Origin of the sequence: Aeoliella sp., from assembly GCF_965227375.1 — a bacterium.
In the GTDB taxonomy this organism is placed as follows: Bacteria; Planctomycetota; Planctomycetia; order Pirellulales; family Lacipirellulaceae; genus Aeoliella.
In genome coordinates this window covers 4,055,888-4,073,854 of record NZ_CBDDFX010000002.1, presented here as the reverse complement: position 1 = coordinate 4,073,854, position 17,967 = coordinate 4,055,888, and the positions used below count along the sequence as shown (strand labels likewise).

12 protein-coding genes and 1 riboswitch are annotated in these 17,967 nt (G+C 59.9%); all 12 genes read right to left on the bottom strand.

Annotated elements, in window-relative coordinates; all coding sequences use genetic code 11:
• Positions 1-391: 391 nt before the first annotated feature.
• Positions 392-469: riboswitch (cyclic di-GMP riboswitch) on the bottom strand.
• 680 nt (positions 470-1,149) lie between these two features.
• The 12 genes from ACQK2L_RS28945 to ACQK2L_RS28890 all read right to left on the bottom strand — a co-directional run bounded on the left by ACQK2L_RS28945 (position 1,150) and on the right by ACQK2L_RS28890 (position 17,949).
• Positions 1,150-2,013: a menaquinone biosynthesis family protein gene (locus tag ACQK2L_RS28945; protein ID WP_425400532.1), complete on the bottom strand. Its 864-nt coding sequence runs from the start codon at positions 2,011-2,013 to the stop codon at positions 1,150-1,152.
• 98 nt (positions 2,014-2,111) lie between these two features.
• Positions 2,112-2,597, bottom strand: a complete 486-nt coding sequence (fliS, locus tag ACQK2L_RS28940; protein WP_425400531.1) for a flagellar export chaperone FliS — start codon at positions 2,595-2,597, stop codon at positions 2,112-2,114.
• A 42-nt stretch (positions 2,598-2,639) separates the two neighbouring features.
• Positions 2,640-5,744 carry a flagellar filament capping protein FliD gene (gene fliD / locus ACQK2L_RS28935; protein ID WP_425400530.1) on the bottom strand — a complete coding sequence of 1,035 codons (3,105 nt, stop codon included), beginning with the start codon at positions 5,742-5,744 and terminating at the stop codon, positions 2,640-2,642.
• 270 nt (positions 5,745-6,014) lie between these two features.
• Positions 6,015-8,957, bottom strand: a complete 2,943-nt coding sequence (locus tag ACQK2L_RS28930) for a flagellin (protein ID WP_425400529.1) — start codon at positions 8,955-8,957, stop codon at positions 6,015-6,017.
• 585 nt (positions 8,958-9,542) lie between these two features.
• The gene (gene csrA / locus ACQK2L_RS28925) at positions 9,543-9,764 is read right to left on the bottom strand and encodes a carbon storage regulator CsrA (protein WP_425400528.1); all 222 of its coding nucleotides are present in this window, start codon (positions 9,762-9,764) and stop codon (positions 9,543-9,545) included.
• A gap of 309 nt (positions 9,765-10,073) precedes the next feature.
• Entirely contained in the window at positions 10,074-10,502 is a 429-nt protein-coding gene (gene fliW, locus ACQK2L_RS28920) for a flagellar assembly protein FliW (RefSeq protein WP_425400527.1), read from the bottom strand.
• A 186-nt stretch (positions 10,503-10,688) separates the two neighbouring features.
• Positions 10,689-13,031: a hypothetical protein gene (locus tag ACQK2L_RS28915; protein ID WP_425400526.1), complete on the bottom strand. Its 2,343-nt coding sequence runs from the start codon at positions 13,029-13,031 to the stop codon at positions 10,689-10,691.
• 127 nt (positions 13,032-13,158) lie between these two features.
• A complete protein-coding gene (gene flgK, locus ACQK2L_RS28910) occupies positions 13,159-14,862 on the bottom strand; it encodes a flagellar hook-associated protein FlgK (protein ID WP_425400525.1) in 1,704 nt (567 codons plus the stop codon).
• A gap of 149 nt (positions 14,863-15,011) precedes the next feature.
• On the bottom strand, positions 15,012-15,533 hold the full coding sequence (gene flgN, locus ACQK2L_RS28905) for a flagellar export chaperone FlgN (protein WP_425400524.1): 522 nt from the start codon (positions 15,531-15,533) through the stop codon (positions 15,012-15,014).
• Positions 15,534-15,600: 67 nt separating this feature from the next.
• Positions 15,601-16,008: a rod-binding protein gene (locus ACQK2L_RS28900; protein ID WP_425400523.1), complete on the bottom strand. Its 408-nt coding sequence runs from the start codon at positions 16,006-16,008 to the stop codon at positions 15,601-15,603.
• 36 nt (positions 16,009-16,044) lie between these two features.
• Positions 16,045-17,169 (bottom strand): flagellar basal body P-ring protein FlgI, encoded by a 1,125-nt coding sequence (locus ACQK2L_RS28895; protein WP_425400522.1) that lies wholly within the window; start codon positions 17,167-17,169, stop codon positions 16,045-16,047.
• A gap of 63 nt (positions 17,170-17,232) precedes the next feature.
• Positions 17,233-17,949: a flagellar basal body L-ring protein FlgH gene (locus ACQK2L_RS28890; RefSeq protein ID WP_425400521.1), complete on the bottom strand. Its 717-nt coding sequence runs from the start codon at positions 17,947-17,949 to the stop codon at positions 17,233-17,235.
• Between the last annotated feature and the right edge of the window lie 18 nt (positions 17,950-17,967).

The following is a 17,967-nucleotide window of genomic DNA, read 5'->3' as shown; positions in this document are numbered from 1 at the left end:
CGTGCAAACATTTTTCGGGCGGCTACTGCATTACCGCCAAATGTAGAGGGATAGACCCGGTGAGCGAACAAGCTGTTGGGGGGACTACTTGCCGTCTGCGACCGGGCCTATCCCAGGACAGGGGACGAGGCTGCCCCGGCCAGGGGATTACCCACCTGAAGTGGTGGGACTGGCAGCTTGCCAATCCGCTGGGTCCTCCGTCGGGAATTCCAAGTGGTGCACCAGTTGCTGATGTTCGCTACGAACATCGATCGCTGCTGCCGCTGCAGTCGATTCGCAACTAATGAGATCGCGGAACGGGACGTCAGAAGCGGTTGCGTACGAGCGAACCTGGCCAGGGAGGAAGTACATGGGGTGCCTGCAGTCCGGACGCGGACGGTTGGGCAAATTGTCCGGTAACCTGGCTGTCTCCCGAAGGAGATCCACGGCTTTGCGTCCCTGTCTCGCGACAGGTTTGCCTTTGTCGGTGGGCGGCCGTTGTGCGGCGCCCATTGCAGTGAGAAAAGAAAGGTGAGACAAACGGGAAAAGGGGGCCAGGAGAGGACTCCGGCTATTAAAAGCCTACGTCACACTCCGACCGCTGCCGGGCAATTCGCCTCGGATTTTCAAAAATAGAAGTGGCGCAGTGGCTGTTAGCCGCCTAGGGACGCCCGCTGAGAAGTTCGGCTTGACCAGATGTGAAGCCGTAGAAAGGGTTGAAATGTTCTATTTGGCAAGAAGCTGTACCATCTGCGACAATGGTGTAGTTGGCATGTTTCGTTGCTCGGATGGGAAGTCAATCGCATTTGTCTGTACGGAGTGTGGCACCGTATGGGACGATCCTACAATCGATGCAAATAGGCCAATACAATATCTCAATACTGCAGACCCACCGTTGCCTGGGCACGGTTGTTCGCTTGGAGGCGAGGTTTCAGGGTGGGCGACCTACGAAGAGATAGAAGACGCAAACCTTGTAGAATTCATCGATGGAGAAGCTGATGTGTAAACAGCTAACTCTCTAGTCGATGCTGTGCTGGACCGCCATGCCGTACAGAATCAGGTAGCAGCGCGGCTATAAATCGATTGGCGGCGCCGTTGTGTTTAACATCTTCCACACGTCGAGTTGGGACTACCTGGGAGCTTCAGGTGGCATCGTTCGGCTTGACCAAATCAGTCGCCGACGAATTCCGGCTGTACCAGTTGTGGCAGTACTCCGGCTTCGTGTCCCCGCTTCAGGAACTCGGCTACCGCCTGGCGACCCCGCGGACCAAAGTCCTGCGTCCACTCGTTCACGTACATCCCCACGAACTTGTCGGCCTTCTGGTTGTCCAGATCGCGTCCGTACTGCAGGGCGTAGTCGAGCGCGGGTTGGCGGTGCTCGAGTCCGTAGTCGATGCTCTCGCGCAACAGACGTTGCACTTCGCCGATCGTCTCGTCGCCCAAGTCCTTCCGCACCGCGTTCGCTCCCAGCGGCAGCGGCAGTCCTGTCTCCTCTTGCCACCACACGCCCAGGTCGACGATGAGCTTCAGGTCTTGCTCGCTGTAGGTCAGTTGCCCTTCATGAATGATCAAGCCCGCTTCGATCGTCTGGCCCTGGTACTCACCGGCGGCGACCGCAGGAATGATCTCGTCGAACGGCACCAGCACGTAGTTGAACTCGGTCCCCAGGCACAGCCGTAGCGACAGGAACGCGCTGGTCAGCTTGCCGGGCACTGCGATCGTCTTCGTGGCGACTTGTTCCAGGCTCATTTCGTCCTTAGCCACGACCATCGGGCCATAACCGTCGCCCATGCTGGCGCCACAGGTGCACAGCATGTACTTGTCCTGCAGGAACGCGTACGCGTGCAGGCTGACGGCCGTCAGCTCCAACTCGCCGTTGAAGGCCCGCTGGTTGAGCGTCTCGATGTCGACCAGTTCGTGGGTGAACTCCAGATCGCCCGTGTCGATCTTGTCCTTCGCCAGGGCGTAGAACATGAAGGCGTCGTCGGGATCGGGGCTGTGTCCCACGCGGATCAGCTGCTTGGTGGCGGGCATCGAATACACTCGCAGGGTAGTCGGATCGGAAAGGCTTGTAGAAAGCCCTAGCCTACCCGGCTGCGCGTGGTTTTTCGAGTGCCCCCGCCCGGTGCCTGTTAGGCCTCGAACGACAGGCCCTGCGTCGGCGTGGTCGCCTGCGCGACGTGCGGTGCGATCACGGGTGTCTTGGCGGGTTTTTTATGCTCCGCCGGCGGCTCGCTACTATCGTCGGCGTGCGCCCGCTCGCAGGCAAGTTGCCAGGTTTCCCGCTCGAATTCGAGGATCCGGATCACGTCGGCCAGCTTCACCGCGTCGGTGTTCACGTAGGCCGAAGTGAGCGTGTAGAACAGGAACTGATACAGATCGCAGAGCTTCTGATTGATGTCGCTCTGGCCGCCGCGAACGCCCACCAGCATCTCGCCAATGATGTCCAGCGCCCGCATCATGGCGTCGTTGGCGTAGCCCTCGTTGTTCTCTTCGAGGTCCTTCTGCGCTTTCAAACAGAATCGCAGTCCGCCCTCGATGAGCATCAAGTGGAGCTTGGCAGGCGACGCCGTCATTACCTTCGATTCGAGGTAAGTGCTGGGGTTTGCTTGGGACATATTCAAAACCTTCCTTGTGAAGAACTGTCACAGTATCGTTAATTAGTTGCTGCTGGAGCGACCAACTGGTTGGATGTACTGAATCGACTCGATCACGCTGATGTTCGATTGCAGTTGGCTCACCGTTTCTTCCAGTGCGTAGAACTCCAGCAGCGTTCGCTCACGTTCGCGCTCGAGCGAGGCGGTCATCGTTTCGATTCTCGCTTCGTTGTTCTCGATGGTGGACGTGAGGGCGTCGTAGCGACGGGCGATCAGCGAGTTCTCCTCGCCCGCCAGTTGATCGATGACGTCTTGGATCTTGTCGACAGCCCCCGCGCCGTCCAGGGAGAAGAACTGCTGGATCTCATTCGGGGCGTCCAGGAACGCCTCGGTGAGCTTGTTCGAGTCGAGTTCTAGTTGGCCATCTTGGTTCAGGCTGATTCCCAGCGTCTCCAGCGAACGGTATTGGCTGCTGCTGCCAAACGCTTGCGTCAGCACGCGCGACAGCGAAGTCTCAATCCGCAGCACTTCGTTCCGCCCGAACAGGATGCCAGTGGTGTTGGCTTCGGCGTCGAACGTGGTTAGCTGTTCGATCGTGGTGCGTAGCGAGTTGAACGAATCGACGAAATTCTGGGCGCTCTGTGTGATCTTCGAAGTGTCGGTCGCCACTTCCACGGTCACTGGTGAGGTCGACGACTTGACGACGTCCACTGTGAGTCCCTGCACCACGTTGTCGAACTTGTTCTTGCTCGAAGTCACCACAATGCCGCCGCTAGCCGAATTGCCAAACTGCAACACCGCGTCTTTTGGTCGGGTGGCGTCCTGGAAGCTGAACGAGGTGAGCGACGAGTCGATCTGCAATTCCTGATCGACGCCGGTCTTCTCCGACGTGATGGAGAGCCGGTAGCCAGTGCCGTCAAAGAAGGTGCTGGCGACGAAGCCGCCGTCAAACTCATTGATCTGCTCGACCAGGATCTCCAGAGCGTTCAGGTCTTCGTCCTGGGTGGTAAACAATCCCGATCCGTTGACCGTCTGAGTGCCGTTGAAGCTGTTCGACTTCGACGCGTTGGTCAGCTTCAGCTCGGCCGCGGCCGTGCCCGATCCGACGTCGGTGATCGTGAGCGTTTCGGTGCCTTCTTCCGAGTCGATAACCTCAATGCCCGTTCCCGCGTCGTTGATCTTGGCCTCGACGTTCTTATCCCCGGCGGCGGCGTTGATCTTGTCTACCACGTCCTGGATGGTGAACGCCTCTTCGCCCGCCTTGCCCAGGTTGACGTAGAACGACTCGCCCTTGCTGGTGGTAATCTCGAACACGCCGAGCGTGATACCGTTGCCGTTGTTCAGCGAACTCAGGGCGATGCTGTCGGGTATTTCCAGTTCGCTCAGGTCGACCTCGAAACTGGTTCGACCGTCGATTACCTGTTGCTCGCTGTCGTTCGCCGAAGTCGACACCGTGGCGATGCGCAGATCGGCAGCGGAGTCGTCGCCGTTCAGGTCGGCGATCGTAAGCGATTCCGTGCCGCCCGCCAGGTCGGTAATCAGGATGCCGTCGCCCGTGTCGTTGATGCGGGCTTCGACTTCGATCGACAGGGCGTTGATTGCGTCGATCACGTCGCCGATGGTCTCTGCCTCGGCGTCGGTGTTGTCGAGGCTCACCGTGCCTTGATTGCCGGCGGAGTCCGTGATGCGGAAGTCGCCCAGCCGTACTCCTTTGCCGCCATTGAAATCGGTAAGCAACGTCGATTCGCTGACGATCTGCCGGTTGAGGCTGCCGGAGTTCACCGAGCCCACCGTGTCGTCGACGGCCAGGCCCAAGTTCTCGGCGGTCGAGTCGCTACTGGCGATCACCAGGTTGCCCGATCCGCCCGAGGTGTCGGTGATCGTGATTCCGCTCCGCGAGCTATTGATCGCCGCGGTTACGTCGGCGCCTGAACTGTTGATCGCTTCGACCACGTCGCTCAAGGTCTCGGCCGCGGAGAGATCGACGTTCACCAGCGGTGCACCGTCGCGCGTGGTGATGTCGATGCTGGTCAGCTCGCTGAAACCTTGGCCACCGTTGAGTGACGAGACCAAAGTATCGCGCAAGCCCGAGATCAAGCGGTCGCCAGTGATCACTCCGCCGCTTGCCGTGTTGTCCAGCCCCAGGTCCTCCGCCAGCGTGCCGGTGCCGGTCACGGCGAACGTGCCGCCCAGGTCATCCGACAGGTCGGTCAGTTCCAGGCGATTGCCGTCGGCCGAGATGGCGGCCGTGAGCTTCGTGTTGTCTGCCGCGTTGATCGCGTCGACAATCTCGCCCAGGGTCGAGGTGTCGCTGACGTCGATGTCCAACTCGGTGTTGTCCGCCAGGGACACCGTCAGGATGTCGCCCACGCTGTGAATCTGTACGCCGTTGCCATCGTTCAGCGAGCTGAGCCGCGTGCCAGCGTACAAGCTGACCACGTCGGAGCCCGTCGCCGAATCGGCGGCCACGTTGATGTTGTTGAGCCCCAAACTCGTGGCGGTGGTGCCCAGTCCGACTTCTTTGATTCGCAGGTTGCCACTGCCGCCGGTGTTGTCGGTGATCACAAACCGATCACCATCCACCGAAGCGGTGACGTCGATGTTGCCATTGCTATTGATGGCGTCCAGCACGTCGTCCACCGTCACTGCGGCGCGGAGGTCGACTTCGGTCGAGTCGCCACTGCGGTCGGTGATGCGAATGAAGCCCGCGTTGAACCCCGCACCGGAGTTCAGTTCGCTCAAGCGAATCCCACCGTCGACGTGACCTCCCACGCCGATGCGGAACGATCCGCTCGACAACTGGCTGGCCACGTCGGTGAACGAACTGCTCACCGCCTGATGGGTGGTGGCCGTTTGCAGTGGGGTGAACGTGTAGGTGCCAGGCTGGGGTGGCGGGTTGTTGCTGGCTTTGACTGTCAGCAGCGACCTGTCGCTCGAGCTGGCCGTGGTCGCGGTGTAGTTGCTGGTGTTGGTCAGGCTGTTGGCGGAGAAGCGGAGTCCCAGCAGCAGCGAGGAGAGCTGGTCGAGCGCGGTGCGCTCAGCGGTGAGCCCGTCGGTACGCGACTGCAGCGTGTCGCGCGGCACGGACGCGATCTCCATAAGCTGATTGACCGTATCCTGAATAGGGATACCGGTAATCAGGCCCACGCTGGATTGAAACTGTCCCATACCGCCTCGCGGATTGGTCTCGTGTGGGATCCGACTAACCGACAGTCGACGCCCAAGGGTAGCTCACCCACGTGCGCGCAGTGCATGCATCGCCGCCGCGCGCGTAACTCTAACGATATTATCGACCAGGCAAGTGGCCAATCTGAACTGGAAGCCGCCGCCGCGGAGAGTGAATGCTGTCACTTGTGGGAATTGCGATCCTCCATAACGAAACCGGTCCGGCTCTTGCGAACCGGACCGGTGTATCGGATTTCAGTTGTCGCTCTTCGCTTAACCCAAGAGGGCCAACACGTTTTGCGGGTTCTGGTTCGAGATCGCGAGGACTCGCGTACCCGACTGGACCAGAATCTGCGACCGAGTCAGCTCGGCGGTTTCCGCGGCGAAGTCAGCGTCGCGGACCGTGCTTTCGGCCTCGGTCAGGTTGGTCAGCGTGTCGTTCAAGGCGTTCTTGTTCGTCTCGAGCGTCGTACGCTGGAACGCACCCAGTCGACCGCGAAGCGAAGTGATCTGGTCGATCGCTTCACCAACGATCTGAGCAGCTGCCGTGGTGTCGCCCGACAGCTGCGAAGAGCCACCGGTGCCGAGCTGGTACAGTCGACCGCTCGCACCACCCAAGGCCGCAGTGTTCACACTGGTGATACCCAGACGTGCCTGCTGGTTCGACACAACGTCGGGACCCAGTTGGAACAGGGCACCACCTCCGGTGATGTCGAACTCGATCGCACCGACAAAGTCGGTTTCGACGCTAGTCGACAGGTCGAGCGTAGCCGTGTTGATCGACAGACGATTGCCGTCGCCGGTAGCGGTAATACCGTTGACTGTGGCGACGATGTCCGAACCAATTGCACGAGCTCCTTGATCCAAAGCAGCCGTGAACGCACCGCTGGCGTCTTCTTCGATGATGTCGACATCGACGATGGCGCCGCTACCGTAGCCGCTGGAGGTGAATACCAAACCGTCGTTTGTGCCATTAGCCTCGGCGGTCACGCCCGTGGCGTCGCTCACCGCGTTGATGCCGTTTACGAGCAACTCGAGCGAAGTGCCGGCCTCAAAGCTCAACACCTCTGCACCGGTGGAACCGGCCAGTTGGAGCACAACGTCCTGGTCGATACCATTTGTGGCGGCGGCCGAACCGACGCCCACGATGTTTAAAGCCGTCGGCTCCGTGTCGTTGGCGGCATTGTACGTCGTCGTGGTGGGCGATCCCGAGGCAAATGTCGCCGAGCCAATTTCAGCAATTGTCGCGATGGCTGCGCGAATGTCGTCTACCGCTACGCCAACCGAGTTGTCGATCTGAACGGTATAGCTGCCGCTACCATTGTCGACCACGTTGGTGCCGGTGCCCGAGAGGTTGACTTCGGAGAAGTCGATGTCGATGTCACCAGTTACGCCTACGGCGGTGACCAGGTCAATTGTGGAGGTCGTGACCACTTCGTCCACACCACCCGACAGCGAAGTGGTGGTGGTGGGTAACTCGTTGATCGCGGCGACGTCGTGAGCGTTGAATGTCGCACCAGCACCGGCGGTGATTGTTACCGAATCGACCTCAGAGATAGTCTCCAGAGCGGTTTCAATCTGCTCGATGGTCACACCACCGGCATTGTCGGTGTTGATCTGGGCAGTGTAGCCACTTGTGGCGTTGCCGATGATCTGCACGGCACCGGCACTCGCACCCAAGGAAGCTTCGACGAAGTCGATGTCGATCTCGCCATCGGTGCCTTCTGAGGCCAGGGCTTGGATGTCGATGGTCACAGCCGTGGTGGTCGCGTCGGTACCATCCACGGTCACGGTCAAAGCACCCGTGTTGGTATCGACACCCGCACCAGCACCACCCAGTACGAACGAGCCGTTGGTCAGCGTTGGGGTAGTGGTGGAACCGTTGACCGAGAATTCGCCCGAAGCGACGATCAAGTCGGCTAGGTCCTGGAAGGTCCGATCCGAAGTGTCGCCGCTGTTGATGTTCACGTTCAACTGGTTGGTCGACTCATCGTAATCGGCCGAATCGGCAGCAGCATTGCTCGTGAACACGATCGTCGGAGCCGTGCCCGAGGAGATCTCGGCGCCATCGGCGTCGGTGTCTTCCAAAGCCACCAGCGTGAGCGTTTCGGTGCCACCGCCAGCCAGAGCAGTGTCGGGCGTGACGCCAGTTTCGTCGGCAGCGATGGCGGTTGTACCAGGACCAGCTGTGCTACTGGTGAAGTCGCTGGCTGCGATGGAACCGGTGTAAGAAATGGTACCGACGTTACCCGTCGAGCCATTGTTGTTGATGGCGTTGATCACGTCGTCGACAGTGATCGCGTCGGCGTCGAAGGTCAGCGTTAGCGTGGTACCTGTAAGGTCAACAGTTACATCGTTACCAGCAGTGGCACTAGCCTGGTCGACGTCGACATTGATGGCGGTGATCGCACCGTTGCCAAGGGCGCCGTCAAAGGAGCCACCAGCCACTGCACCAATGGTAACCGATTCAGTTCCGATGGTGAAAGTACCCGAAGCCTGCGAAGTGAGGCCCAGCGTGGCAGTACCTTGACCAGTGTCGGCGGTAATCGCGGTGAACGAAACACCGGTGGCCGAAGCACCCACGCCTGCGGTGGTGACAACGTCGAAGTCGACGCTGGCGGTTGCGGTTGGCGTGACGTCCGGCAAGTTGTCGACGGCTACCGAAGCTTGCGTGGCAGCGGCCGTAACGTTGATCTCGACTCCCACTTCGCCAGTGGCACCCAGGTTGGCCTGGTCGATTTGCAGGTTCGACAGGCGGGTGAACTCAGCACCGGCGTCGGTGAGGAAGCTCAAGCTACCGTCGAGCAGACGGCGGCCTTGGAACGTAGTGGTTTGGGCGATGCGGTTCAACGCTTCCAAAGAAGAGTCGACCTGCAACTGGTTAGCAGCAATCTGCTCATCCGAGAGAGCACCGGCGTTGGCCGACTCGGTTACCAGACCGCGAATATCGTTCAGCAGCGAGGAGACCTGGCCCAGAGCACTGTCGGCCGTGGCGATCACCTGGTTGGCACGATCGGTGTTGCTGATCGCACGCTTGATGGAGGTGATGTCGCTACGCAGGTTTTCGCTAGCGATCAAACCGGCCGGGTCGTCCTTACCAGTGTTGATCCGAAGACCTGTGCTCAGGCGGGTAAGAGCTTGAGACAAGCTCGCGTTGGCCCGGTTCAGGTTATTGCGGCCGACGAGCGAGCTCACGTTGGTGTTAATTCGAGTCATTGCAAACACCCCTTAAACAAACAAAATTGTTCTGAAATATGACCGGACTGGACGTTGGATGGGGAGTGAACGCCCCGGCCTGTCTCTCTAGTCGGTATCGCAAGTCGGCCTACATGTCGGCTTGCTGTGCAACACTAGGTTGCGTTCAGTGCGTGTGTGGAGAAAAATGTCGACTTTTCTTCACATAGCTGTTAGCCGCCTCACGCACTTGCAATGCCACGGCCAGCGACGGTTCGGCACGACCTTACCGTCTACACAAAGCTATCGGCCTGACAATTTGGGGGCTTTACGCGGCATGCCCCTGTTTTCGATCTTTCATGTGCATGACCGATCGCGTAACCGGTACAAGCGTCACACCTTCGCGCGCGTGCTAGCAGGAGCGGATGCAGGTTGCGTAGAGAGCACCTACTGGCTGGCAAATGTCAGAGTCGCCAGCGGAAGATTGGCGTAAAACCTAGTTGAGAAGAGAGGTATTTGCCCTTGCGGCAACTTCAAGATCAGCGACCCATTTATATTTATATAGTGTTTATAGCCGACTATATAAATAGGTAGTAGCCGCAGTCCAAGAGGAGGCAGGAACCGCTACTACGGTTGCTTCGGCAGGCCTTCGGTATCTTCTGGCTTCATTTCTGCCGCTTTGCGGTTCTCTCGCTGGATGGCCTCGTACACCTCTTGTCGGTGTACCGGGATCTCGATGGGAGCTTCGATACCCAGCCGTACCTTGTCGCCTCGCACGTCGACAATGGTAACTACCACGTTGTCGCCGATAATAATGCTTTCGTCGCGCTGTCGTGATAGGACCAACATGTTGGAACTCCTTGGCGGTTGGCGGCCGCTTGCCTGCGGTGGCAGGTCTGCTGTCGTGTGAGGGCGGATGGTACGGGTCGAACACCCAAATCGTCGAATGCGGCTTCTGCAATCGCCAGTTGCCAAACTGGCGTTTGGCACGCGACGTCGCTTTCACTACTTATGGGTGTCTGTCATGCTTCTTCGGATGCCCGGCAACGAAAACTGCAATCACCCCTTTGAGGTAGGGATTATGCAGTGCCCACCGCCAAACACGAAGGAAGAATCGCTGCCCTCGATACAGCTGGCCTTCGCCGCGTGCGGCAAGTCCTAGGCGCTGCGACGCATGGGGATGGTGGCGCCCAGCACGTACTGCACTTCGTGATCGTTCTTGGCCACGACCTGACGTCCCCGATTGGTCGACAGATTGATCACAATCGGCGCCTTCAGGTTAAGTGTCAGCGTGTCCTGGTGACGATTGAGAATCGCCAGCACCTGCAACGCCTTGGAGGCCTCGGGGCCCAGCGGTGCGATGTCGCGGCTGCTGATGCGGACCTGGTAGTCTCGCACAAACCGCCGAGGGCTGACCACGGCCAGCGCCACTTCGGGCCGGTCGAGCGATTGAAGCCACGCCAGCGCGCTGTTCGAGTCGTCCGCCAGTAGTACCCACTCGCGACACATCTCCATTCCGATTAAGCCCTGCTCGAAACGCAGAACATCCGAAGGTTCGATCGGCACATTGCCAAAGCGGGTGGTCATCACGTACATCGCCTACTCCAAATACAGATGCGGGTAGCGGCATCAAGGTCCGCGCGCGGTCTACCGGCGCCTGCTAACACCATCGGCCGCTACAGCAGAACGAATCACAAAAATCGGCGCAGGTGGACCTGGGTAAAGTAGAAGTCGCCGCCTGCTAGCACCCCAGGTTCACGAGTTGGCATGGCACTAGATGAAGTTTAGCAGCGACATTTGCAGCATGTTGCCCGCCACTTGCAACGAAGCCTGCAGTGCGTACTGCCGTGCGGTGAAGTCGGAGATGGCTTCGGTCAGGTCGACATCGATCTCGTTCGACAGCGCACTGCGGAGCGCCACCTCTTCGTCTTCGTGACGATACTGCAGCGTTTCGAGGCTCTGCAGCCGTGCGCCCAATTCGCTGCGGGCGAAGTTCACTCGGTCCAGGTCGGTTTCGATCTGGTTGATCTCTCGCCCGATGGCAGTGTAGTTCTCGTCGACCAGGGCTTCGCGCAAGCGGAGCAGCGTGTTGAACACGCTATCGGTTTCCAACGTGTGTCGATCTTCGGATACCAGAGTTCCGGTGCTGCTTCGAGCTTCGCTCTCGCCTTCGGCGACGAATCCCAATAACTCAGCGGCGTTATAGGTTCCTTGTGAGCGGACTGTCAGGTCGTTGGGCAAGCCACTGATGTCGGTGAGTCGAATACCGTTTCCGTCAGGGGCCAGGTCGGCGGTAACAAGGGACGTATTGTCAGTATGGTTGTTAATCAAGTTGATGACATCGTCGACGGTGATTGCGCCGGTGAGATCGACAAAAAAGCTGGTGCCGTCGTTGTCGACGTTGGCAACGTCGTTGACGGTGATTTCGAGCCCTTCGTTAGTACTGCTGGCCCATTGGCCAAGTCCGTTAGGCACGCCCCCACCGCGGTTGAAGTCTTCCAGTAGCGTGGCTCCCGTCAACGTGCGGACGCCCAGTTGGGTGGCGGTCTGCCCGCCGGCCACTTCGCCGATCGTCAGGTCGGCGCCGCTTAGCCGCGAACGGATGTTGATGCCGGTGCCCGCCTCGTTGATCTCTACCTGCAGACCGAGATCGTCCTGGTTGAGGATGTTCAGCAATTCTTCGACCGTTTCGGCCGTGCTGATGTCGACGGTCACGCTCTGATCGCCATTGGTGACCATCAGGCCCGATGTCTGGTCGAGCACGTCGCCACTGCCTCCGGCAGTTACCGCCGTCGAGCTCAGCGCCACGACGCCGAGCCCCGCCGAGGTCGAAGAAGTCGAGTCGCGGTAGTCCACCTCGGCGCTAAACAGTCCGTTGGCCTCCGCGTTGATCGCGTCGACCACTTGGGCCGCTGTCGAAACGCCCGCCTCGATCGTTACCGTGAGTGTTCCGGCGACGTCATCATACGTGGCCAACTCGCTACCGGCGGTTGCACCGTCCAGGAACTGAATGGTCACGCCATTCAGCGGGTCGGTCCCGGCAGCGGCGCCGTTTTGCGTGGCCGTGACGAAGAAGTCGTTGTTATCGCCCGCGGAGGTGACCGAGGTCTGCGCCTTGGTGCCGAGCAGGTCCTCAAGACGCGTGGTCTTGAGTACCGCTGGCGTGACGTCGTCGCCGGTGAGCGTGGACTGAGGCGTCGAGCTGCGAATGCCCAGGTCGTGCGCCACACGACCCTCGCCCACTTCGCGAACGAACACGCCTTCGGCGCCAGTGGCCGTCGAAAGCTGCAGCCCGGTGCCGGTGACCTCGACCGTAATGTTGGAGCCTTCGGGCACGCCGCTTTGCAGGTAGCGAGCGACGTCGTCGATGGTGGCCGCGTTGGACAAGTCGACCACCGACGAGGTGGCCTGATTCGAAGCGTTGACGTAGAAAATCTCCACCGCCCCGGAACTGATTCCGGCGCCGCCATTGAGGTGCTGCACCTGGGTGTCGCGCGTGACCTGGGGATTCAGGTCGACCGACCCGAGCACCTGCTCGCTAATGCCGCCGAACACTTCGCTACCGGGGATGTTCGTTTCGTACAGAAAACCGACGTCGACAAAACTGCGGAGGTGGTCCTCGTTGCCGTTGTAGGAGATGAAGGTGTCGTCGTAGTCGTAGGGTTGCGATTGCGAACGCGATCCGGCGAACAGATACCTATCACGGAACTGGCTGTTGCCGATGTTGACCAGTTGCTCCATGGCGCGATCGATCAGGCGCACCACCGACAGCCGCTCTTCCTCGGTGGTCAACGTGGAATCGACCGCCAGGGCTTCGGATTTGATACTGTTCAGGATATTGGAGACTTCGTTGACGGACTTTTCCGCTTCGCTCAGGAACAGCACGCTGTCCCGCAAGCTCGTCTGGGTTTGTAGCTTGCGTTCCAGGATCCGTTGCAGGTTCATTGCTCGCAGCGAGGCGGGAGCGTCGTCGCTCGGCGAGATGATCCGCCGCCCCGTGGATATCTGCGTCTGAGCGCGCAGCAGGTCCAACTGATCCGACTGGACCTGTTGAGTGATACGGCGCGTCGCCAGCAGGTCACTCACCCGCGTCGTCGGTATGGGAAGAATTGCCATTGATCAGCGATGAAATTGAACTGTGAAATTCTCAATTCCGACGAGCCGTAGCTCGTCGGCTATTTGGCCCATGTAGGGTCCACTTACTCACATACTCACATACTCACATACTCACCTACTCAGCTACCTACAAATTCACCAGCGTGTCGAGCAACTCGGAGATGGTCTGGATGTACCGCGCGGAAGCCTGGTAGCTTCGTTGCAGCGAGATCATTTTCACCGCCTCTTCGTCGATATTCACCGCACTGAGCGCCTGCAACTCGCCTTCCAAGGTCGCCTCGAAGGTTCTGAAACCTTCGGCGACAGATTGGGCAGCGGCGGAGCCTTGCGCGATGCCGTTGGCCAGCTGACTGTACTTATCGGACAAACTGGCCCCGCCCAACGAGTCGAGCGATCGAGTATAGAACTCCACCAGACGTTCGGTGTTCTGGGCGTCTTCGCCAATTCCTCCCAGGCTGGCGGCGAACAGCTTGGCGTTGTCGATGCCGTCGAGCTGTTGGTTGACGCCCATCGTAGCGGCGGACGTACCAGTGAAGAACGTGTTGATTCCCAACGCTGCTAGCACGCCGCTGGTATCGCCGGAGAAGGCGAACTCGGTGTTCTGCGCATCGCTAGCAATGGTCAGCCCGCCGCTTGGTGTGATCGAAGCGCTGATGCCGGCCACGGCGGAGATATCAGCCGCGAGGTCCTCCAGGGACGTATCGTCGTCCAGCCCGTTGAGGTCGACCCGAATGGTCTTCGTGACCACCGCGGTCGTGTTCGTATTGCGAACCAGGATGTCGAACGCACCGTTGACCGGCGTGAAAGACAGCCCTGCCTCATCGAGTGCCGCCGAGGTGCTCAGCACCGAGTCGACGCTGGTAACGCTGCTGAATCCTTCCAGGCCTTGGCCTTGCGAGTACAGCTTGTTGAACTCGAACGCCAGCGTGCCGGCCAGCTCGTCGAGGTCGGAGAGCACGCCGCCGGTGATCTCGTCGCGCGCGGCGTACAGCCCGCGCAGCTCGCCGGCGCTCACGTCCAGTTCCGAGTTGGTATTGGAAAAACGAATGGTCGAAGTGTTTCGCCCAGCGGTGGTTCCATCGTCGGCGTACACCTCGCGGCGCACGGCGTCGGTCACGAGGAACTCGCCCCCGATCGTCACGGTGAGCGATCCCGTGGGCTGCTCGACCACTCGAATGTCGGCCACTTCGGCGAGGGCGGCCACGGCGTTGTCGCGTTGGGTGCGCAGCCCCCCAGCGTCGCTACCCGAGACGCCGCCCCCTTCGATGGCGACAATCTCGAGGTTGAGCTTGCGAATCTCCTCAGATAGATGGTTAATCTCGCCCGCCACCTCGTTCACACGCACGTCGAGTCGTTCGTGCAGGTCTTCGGCCCGCGATGCAAAGCGATTAAAGTCGCGCACGAGGTTCTGCCCCGCAAGCACCGCCAGGTTGCGGTAGGAAAGGTCGTCCGGCACGGTGAGTACCTCGGAGACCGCTCCAAAGAAGTTGGTGAACGAAGTGCTGAGGTCGGAGTCGGACAGTTCGCCGATAATCTGCTCGAGATCGGCGTAGGCTTTCTCCTGCACCTCGGCGTTCGATCGATCGCTGCCCGAGTTGCGAAGTCGTTCCTGCAGGAACTTGTCGACCTTCTGGACAATACCCTCGACCACCACGCCCAGGCCGAGCACCAACTCGCCCTTCTTCTGCACCGGCGCGGGGGCGTACACCACCTCTTCGCGGATGAACCCCGGCGTATTGGCGTTGGCAATGTTGTTGCCCACCACATGCAACCCCACCTGCATCGCTTGCAGGGTGTTGCTGGCCATTTGTAGGGAACCGAAGAGCGACATGGTTGTGGGTTAGTAAGGAGTAAGGAGTAGGTGAGTAAGGAAGTAAGGGAGTAAGGGAGTAAGGGAGTATGGGAGTATGGGAGTAGCCCGATAGCCGACGAGCTACGCCTCGTCGGATGGCTTGTCGTTGTTCGTCTCTTGAGTTTCCATCACGCTTCTTGATCGACCAGCGCCCCGCTGCTATTGGCGTGGGCGCTCGAGCCATAGGTCGGTTTCATGCGTCCGCCAGTGGCGATGATCTCGATCATCTGCGACAAGTGAATCAACGTTCGCTGCACCACCACCCAGTTGGTCAGGCTGTGATGCTGTAATAATCGGCTTTGCTTGCGGGCTTGCTCGACAGAGGTTTCCAACGCGCCGCGTTCGCTCGCTGGCAATGCTTGCGTAAGCGAGCTAACGCTGCCGGCGGGCAACCCTTCGTTGCGGGCTTCGCTTAGCAGTTGTTCGCGCTCCGCGTGGCACTGCTCGAGCCGCGCTACCAGTTCCGCCTCGCGGGTGGTGAATGCTTCAAGCTGATCGTACTGGCCGGCAGCCAGCGAGTCGCGTTTCTCGCCCAACAGCGCCAGCAGGTCGCCCTGCACGGTGGATAGCTTGGTGAGCAACTCTCCGATGCGCACCTCCCAATTGGTGGTGGAGGAGGTTGTCGGCTGCATGGTGGCTTGTTCAGACATACCGGCGGCTGGTGTGAAAAGTTGCATAAGTAGGTCGCTCGCCGATTCGCACCGGCGGCCGTGTTGATTAGTAGCGTCGTAGTCCGTTCAAATCTTCGAGTGATGCAGCCTGGGCAGCCTCGCGTGCTTCGCGAAGCACGCGGGCGTGCTCGGGGAATTGATGTTCGAAGATCGGTTCAGCAAACCGGTCGCCCGACTGCTGGGCAAATTCCTGAGCGAGTTGCTGGTCTAGCTGGCTTTGAAAAACCTCTTCGCCGCGACCGCCGTGAAAGTAGGCGGGCTTTTCGACCGTCGACCGCATCGACTTCATCATCTGGCCGAAGAACGTCTCGCCGACGAACTTCGTGAAGGCATCGTGCACCTGCTGGGCGTTTTCCACCGACTTCGAGGTGCTCGCCGAGCGCAGCGACTCCGCAGCTGCCGGCACCTGGGGCAGTTCGTAACTGGCGTGAGTGGAGGGGGTGGCGATTTGCACGGCGGAGGTTCCTTGGATGGCGACCGGTGGAGTCGGCTACTCGATAATCAGCTTGCCGTGCAGCTTGCCTGCCACGGCGATCCGTTGAATGATCTCGATGACGTCTTCCTCGCTGACTTTCAGCATGTTGAGCTGAGTGACCAGCCGCTGCAAACTGGGATTCACCGAATTGCTGTCGACCAGTTGGGTGAACTCGACGGCCGTGCCCGCTTCGACCACGATGTTGTTGTGCACCACGACCACGTCGCCAATGCGGACGTCGCCGCTGATGACCACGGTGCCGGTACGCTTGTTGATCACCACGCGGGCTTCGGCGTCTTCTTCGCTGATCTTCTTTTCCAACAGTTCATAGGCGAACTGCACGGGTTGGCTCAGATAGGTCTCAGGGACGCGGACCTCGATGTTCGTGGCGTCGATGGCTCGCACAAACTGATCGTCGTAGCCATCGTTGGTGGCTGCCAATTCGGCATTCGAGGTGTAGTAGCCTGAGTAGTCCTCGCGGATTCGCGTGGCAATGTTGGCGGCCGTGTGAAAGCTGGCGTGATTGCGGTCGAGCACCAGGGTGATGTACTTCGCACCGTTGCGCTCCAGGTAGAACGGCGTGCGTACGTCCTCTTCCATTTGGCAGCCATTGTGAACGAAGCCCACCGTGGGAACGTCCACGTTCTCGACGTGGATCGAACCCGAGCAAAGCGCAAAAACCTGTCCGTCCTTAGGGTTGGGACCCTGCAATGCGGCGAACGCCAACTGGCCGCCATACAGGCTCTTGCCGTTGAGGGCCGAAACGGTGCAATCGAGTTTCTCACCGCGACGTGCCCCGGTAGCCGGCACCGTGGCCCGCACGATCACCAGCGAGGCGTTCTTGATCTTCTTCAGTTCGTTGATCGCCCGGTCGTCCAGGTAACCGCTGGCGGAGTCCACCGGGCTGCCGAGCAACTCCATCACCCGGGCGATGGCCTCCATCGTGGCGCGGTCGCCGGCTTCGCCCGTGCCGTTGAGTCCCACCACCAGCCCGAGGCCGGTGAGCATGTTCTCTTCCTGGCCCTTCAGGCGGCAGATGTTCCGCAGTTCCGTCTCGGCCATCGAAGTCGTGGCGAACGACAGCGACAGCACGCTGACAAACAGCAAAAGCGTTCGGTGGTAAAGTCGAGGGAAGGCCATCCTGGGGACTCACTCGTGATGGAAGGAATTGCGGAAGACTGAAAAACAAAAGCAACGAACGGTTTAAAACGGCTTGTACTTACCATACAAGCGGCTGAGCCAGCCACGATTCGTGCCGTCGCGCACTTGGCCCATCTCACGCTTGTCGATCGCCAGTTCGGCGATGGCGTCGCTGCGGACCGTACGGTCGGGATTCACAAACTGGCGAGCGACCACGCCGCGGAGCGACTGCATCCAAACTTCTTCGTTGTTGCGGACCTGACGGTGGGCTTCGATCACCAGGTCGCCGTTGGGGCGAATGTCGACTACGGTGGCGGCGATTTTGAACGTCAACGAATCTTCGAGTTCCAACTCGGTTTGCGCGCGAGTTTGGCTGTTCAGTCTGCCGGAGATGGTTGGATCGCCTCGCGACTGGGGAGCAGCGAAGATGTCACGGCCATCCCATCCAATCCAGTCCAACAGGGCGGCGTTGTAGTTCGAGGTTTTTCGGCTCTGGGCAGACCCGTCGCTGTACATCGCGGTGCGGTAGTCGACGATCACGATGATCTTGTCGTTCTTTCGCACCTCGCGCTGAGCTTCGGGGGGCACCGGCTGAAACAGGAACGAGGCGGTTTCGAGCGACAATGGGCCAGCGGGAAGCAGGCTGCCGTCGTCGGCTTTCACATTGGCCTGGTTGCTCAGCAAGCTGCCTTCCTGCGCCGCAATCGTCCCCGACAGCGCCAGCATTAGCAGCGGCGTCGCCAGCAGCGTCAGGACAGTAGTTGTGGAGAGTTTGGTCATGGTACGATCGAAGGTGTT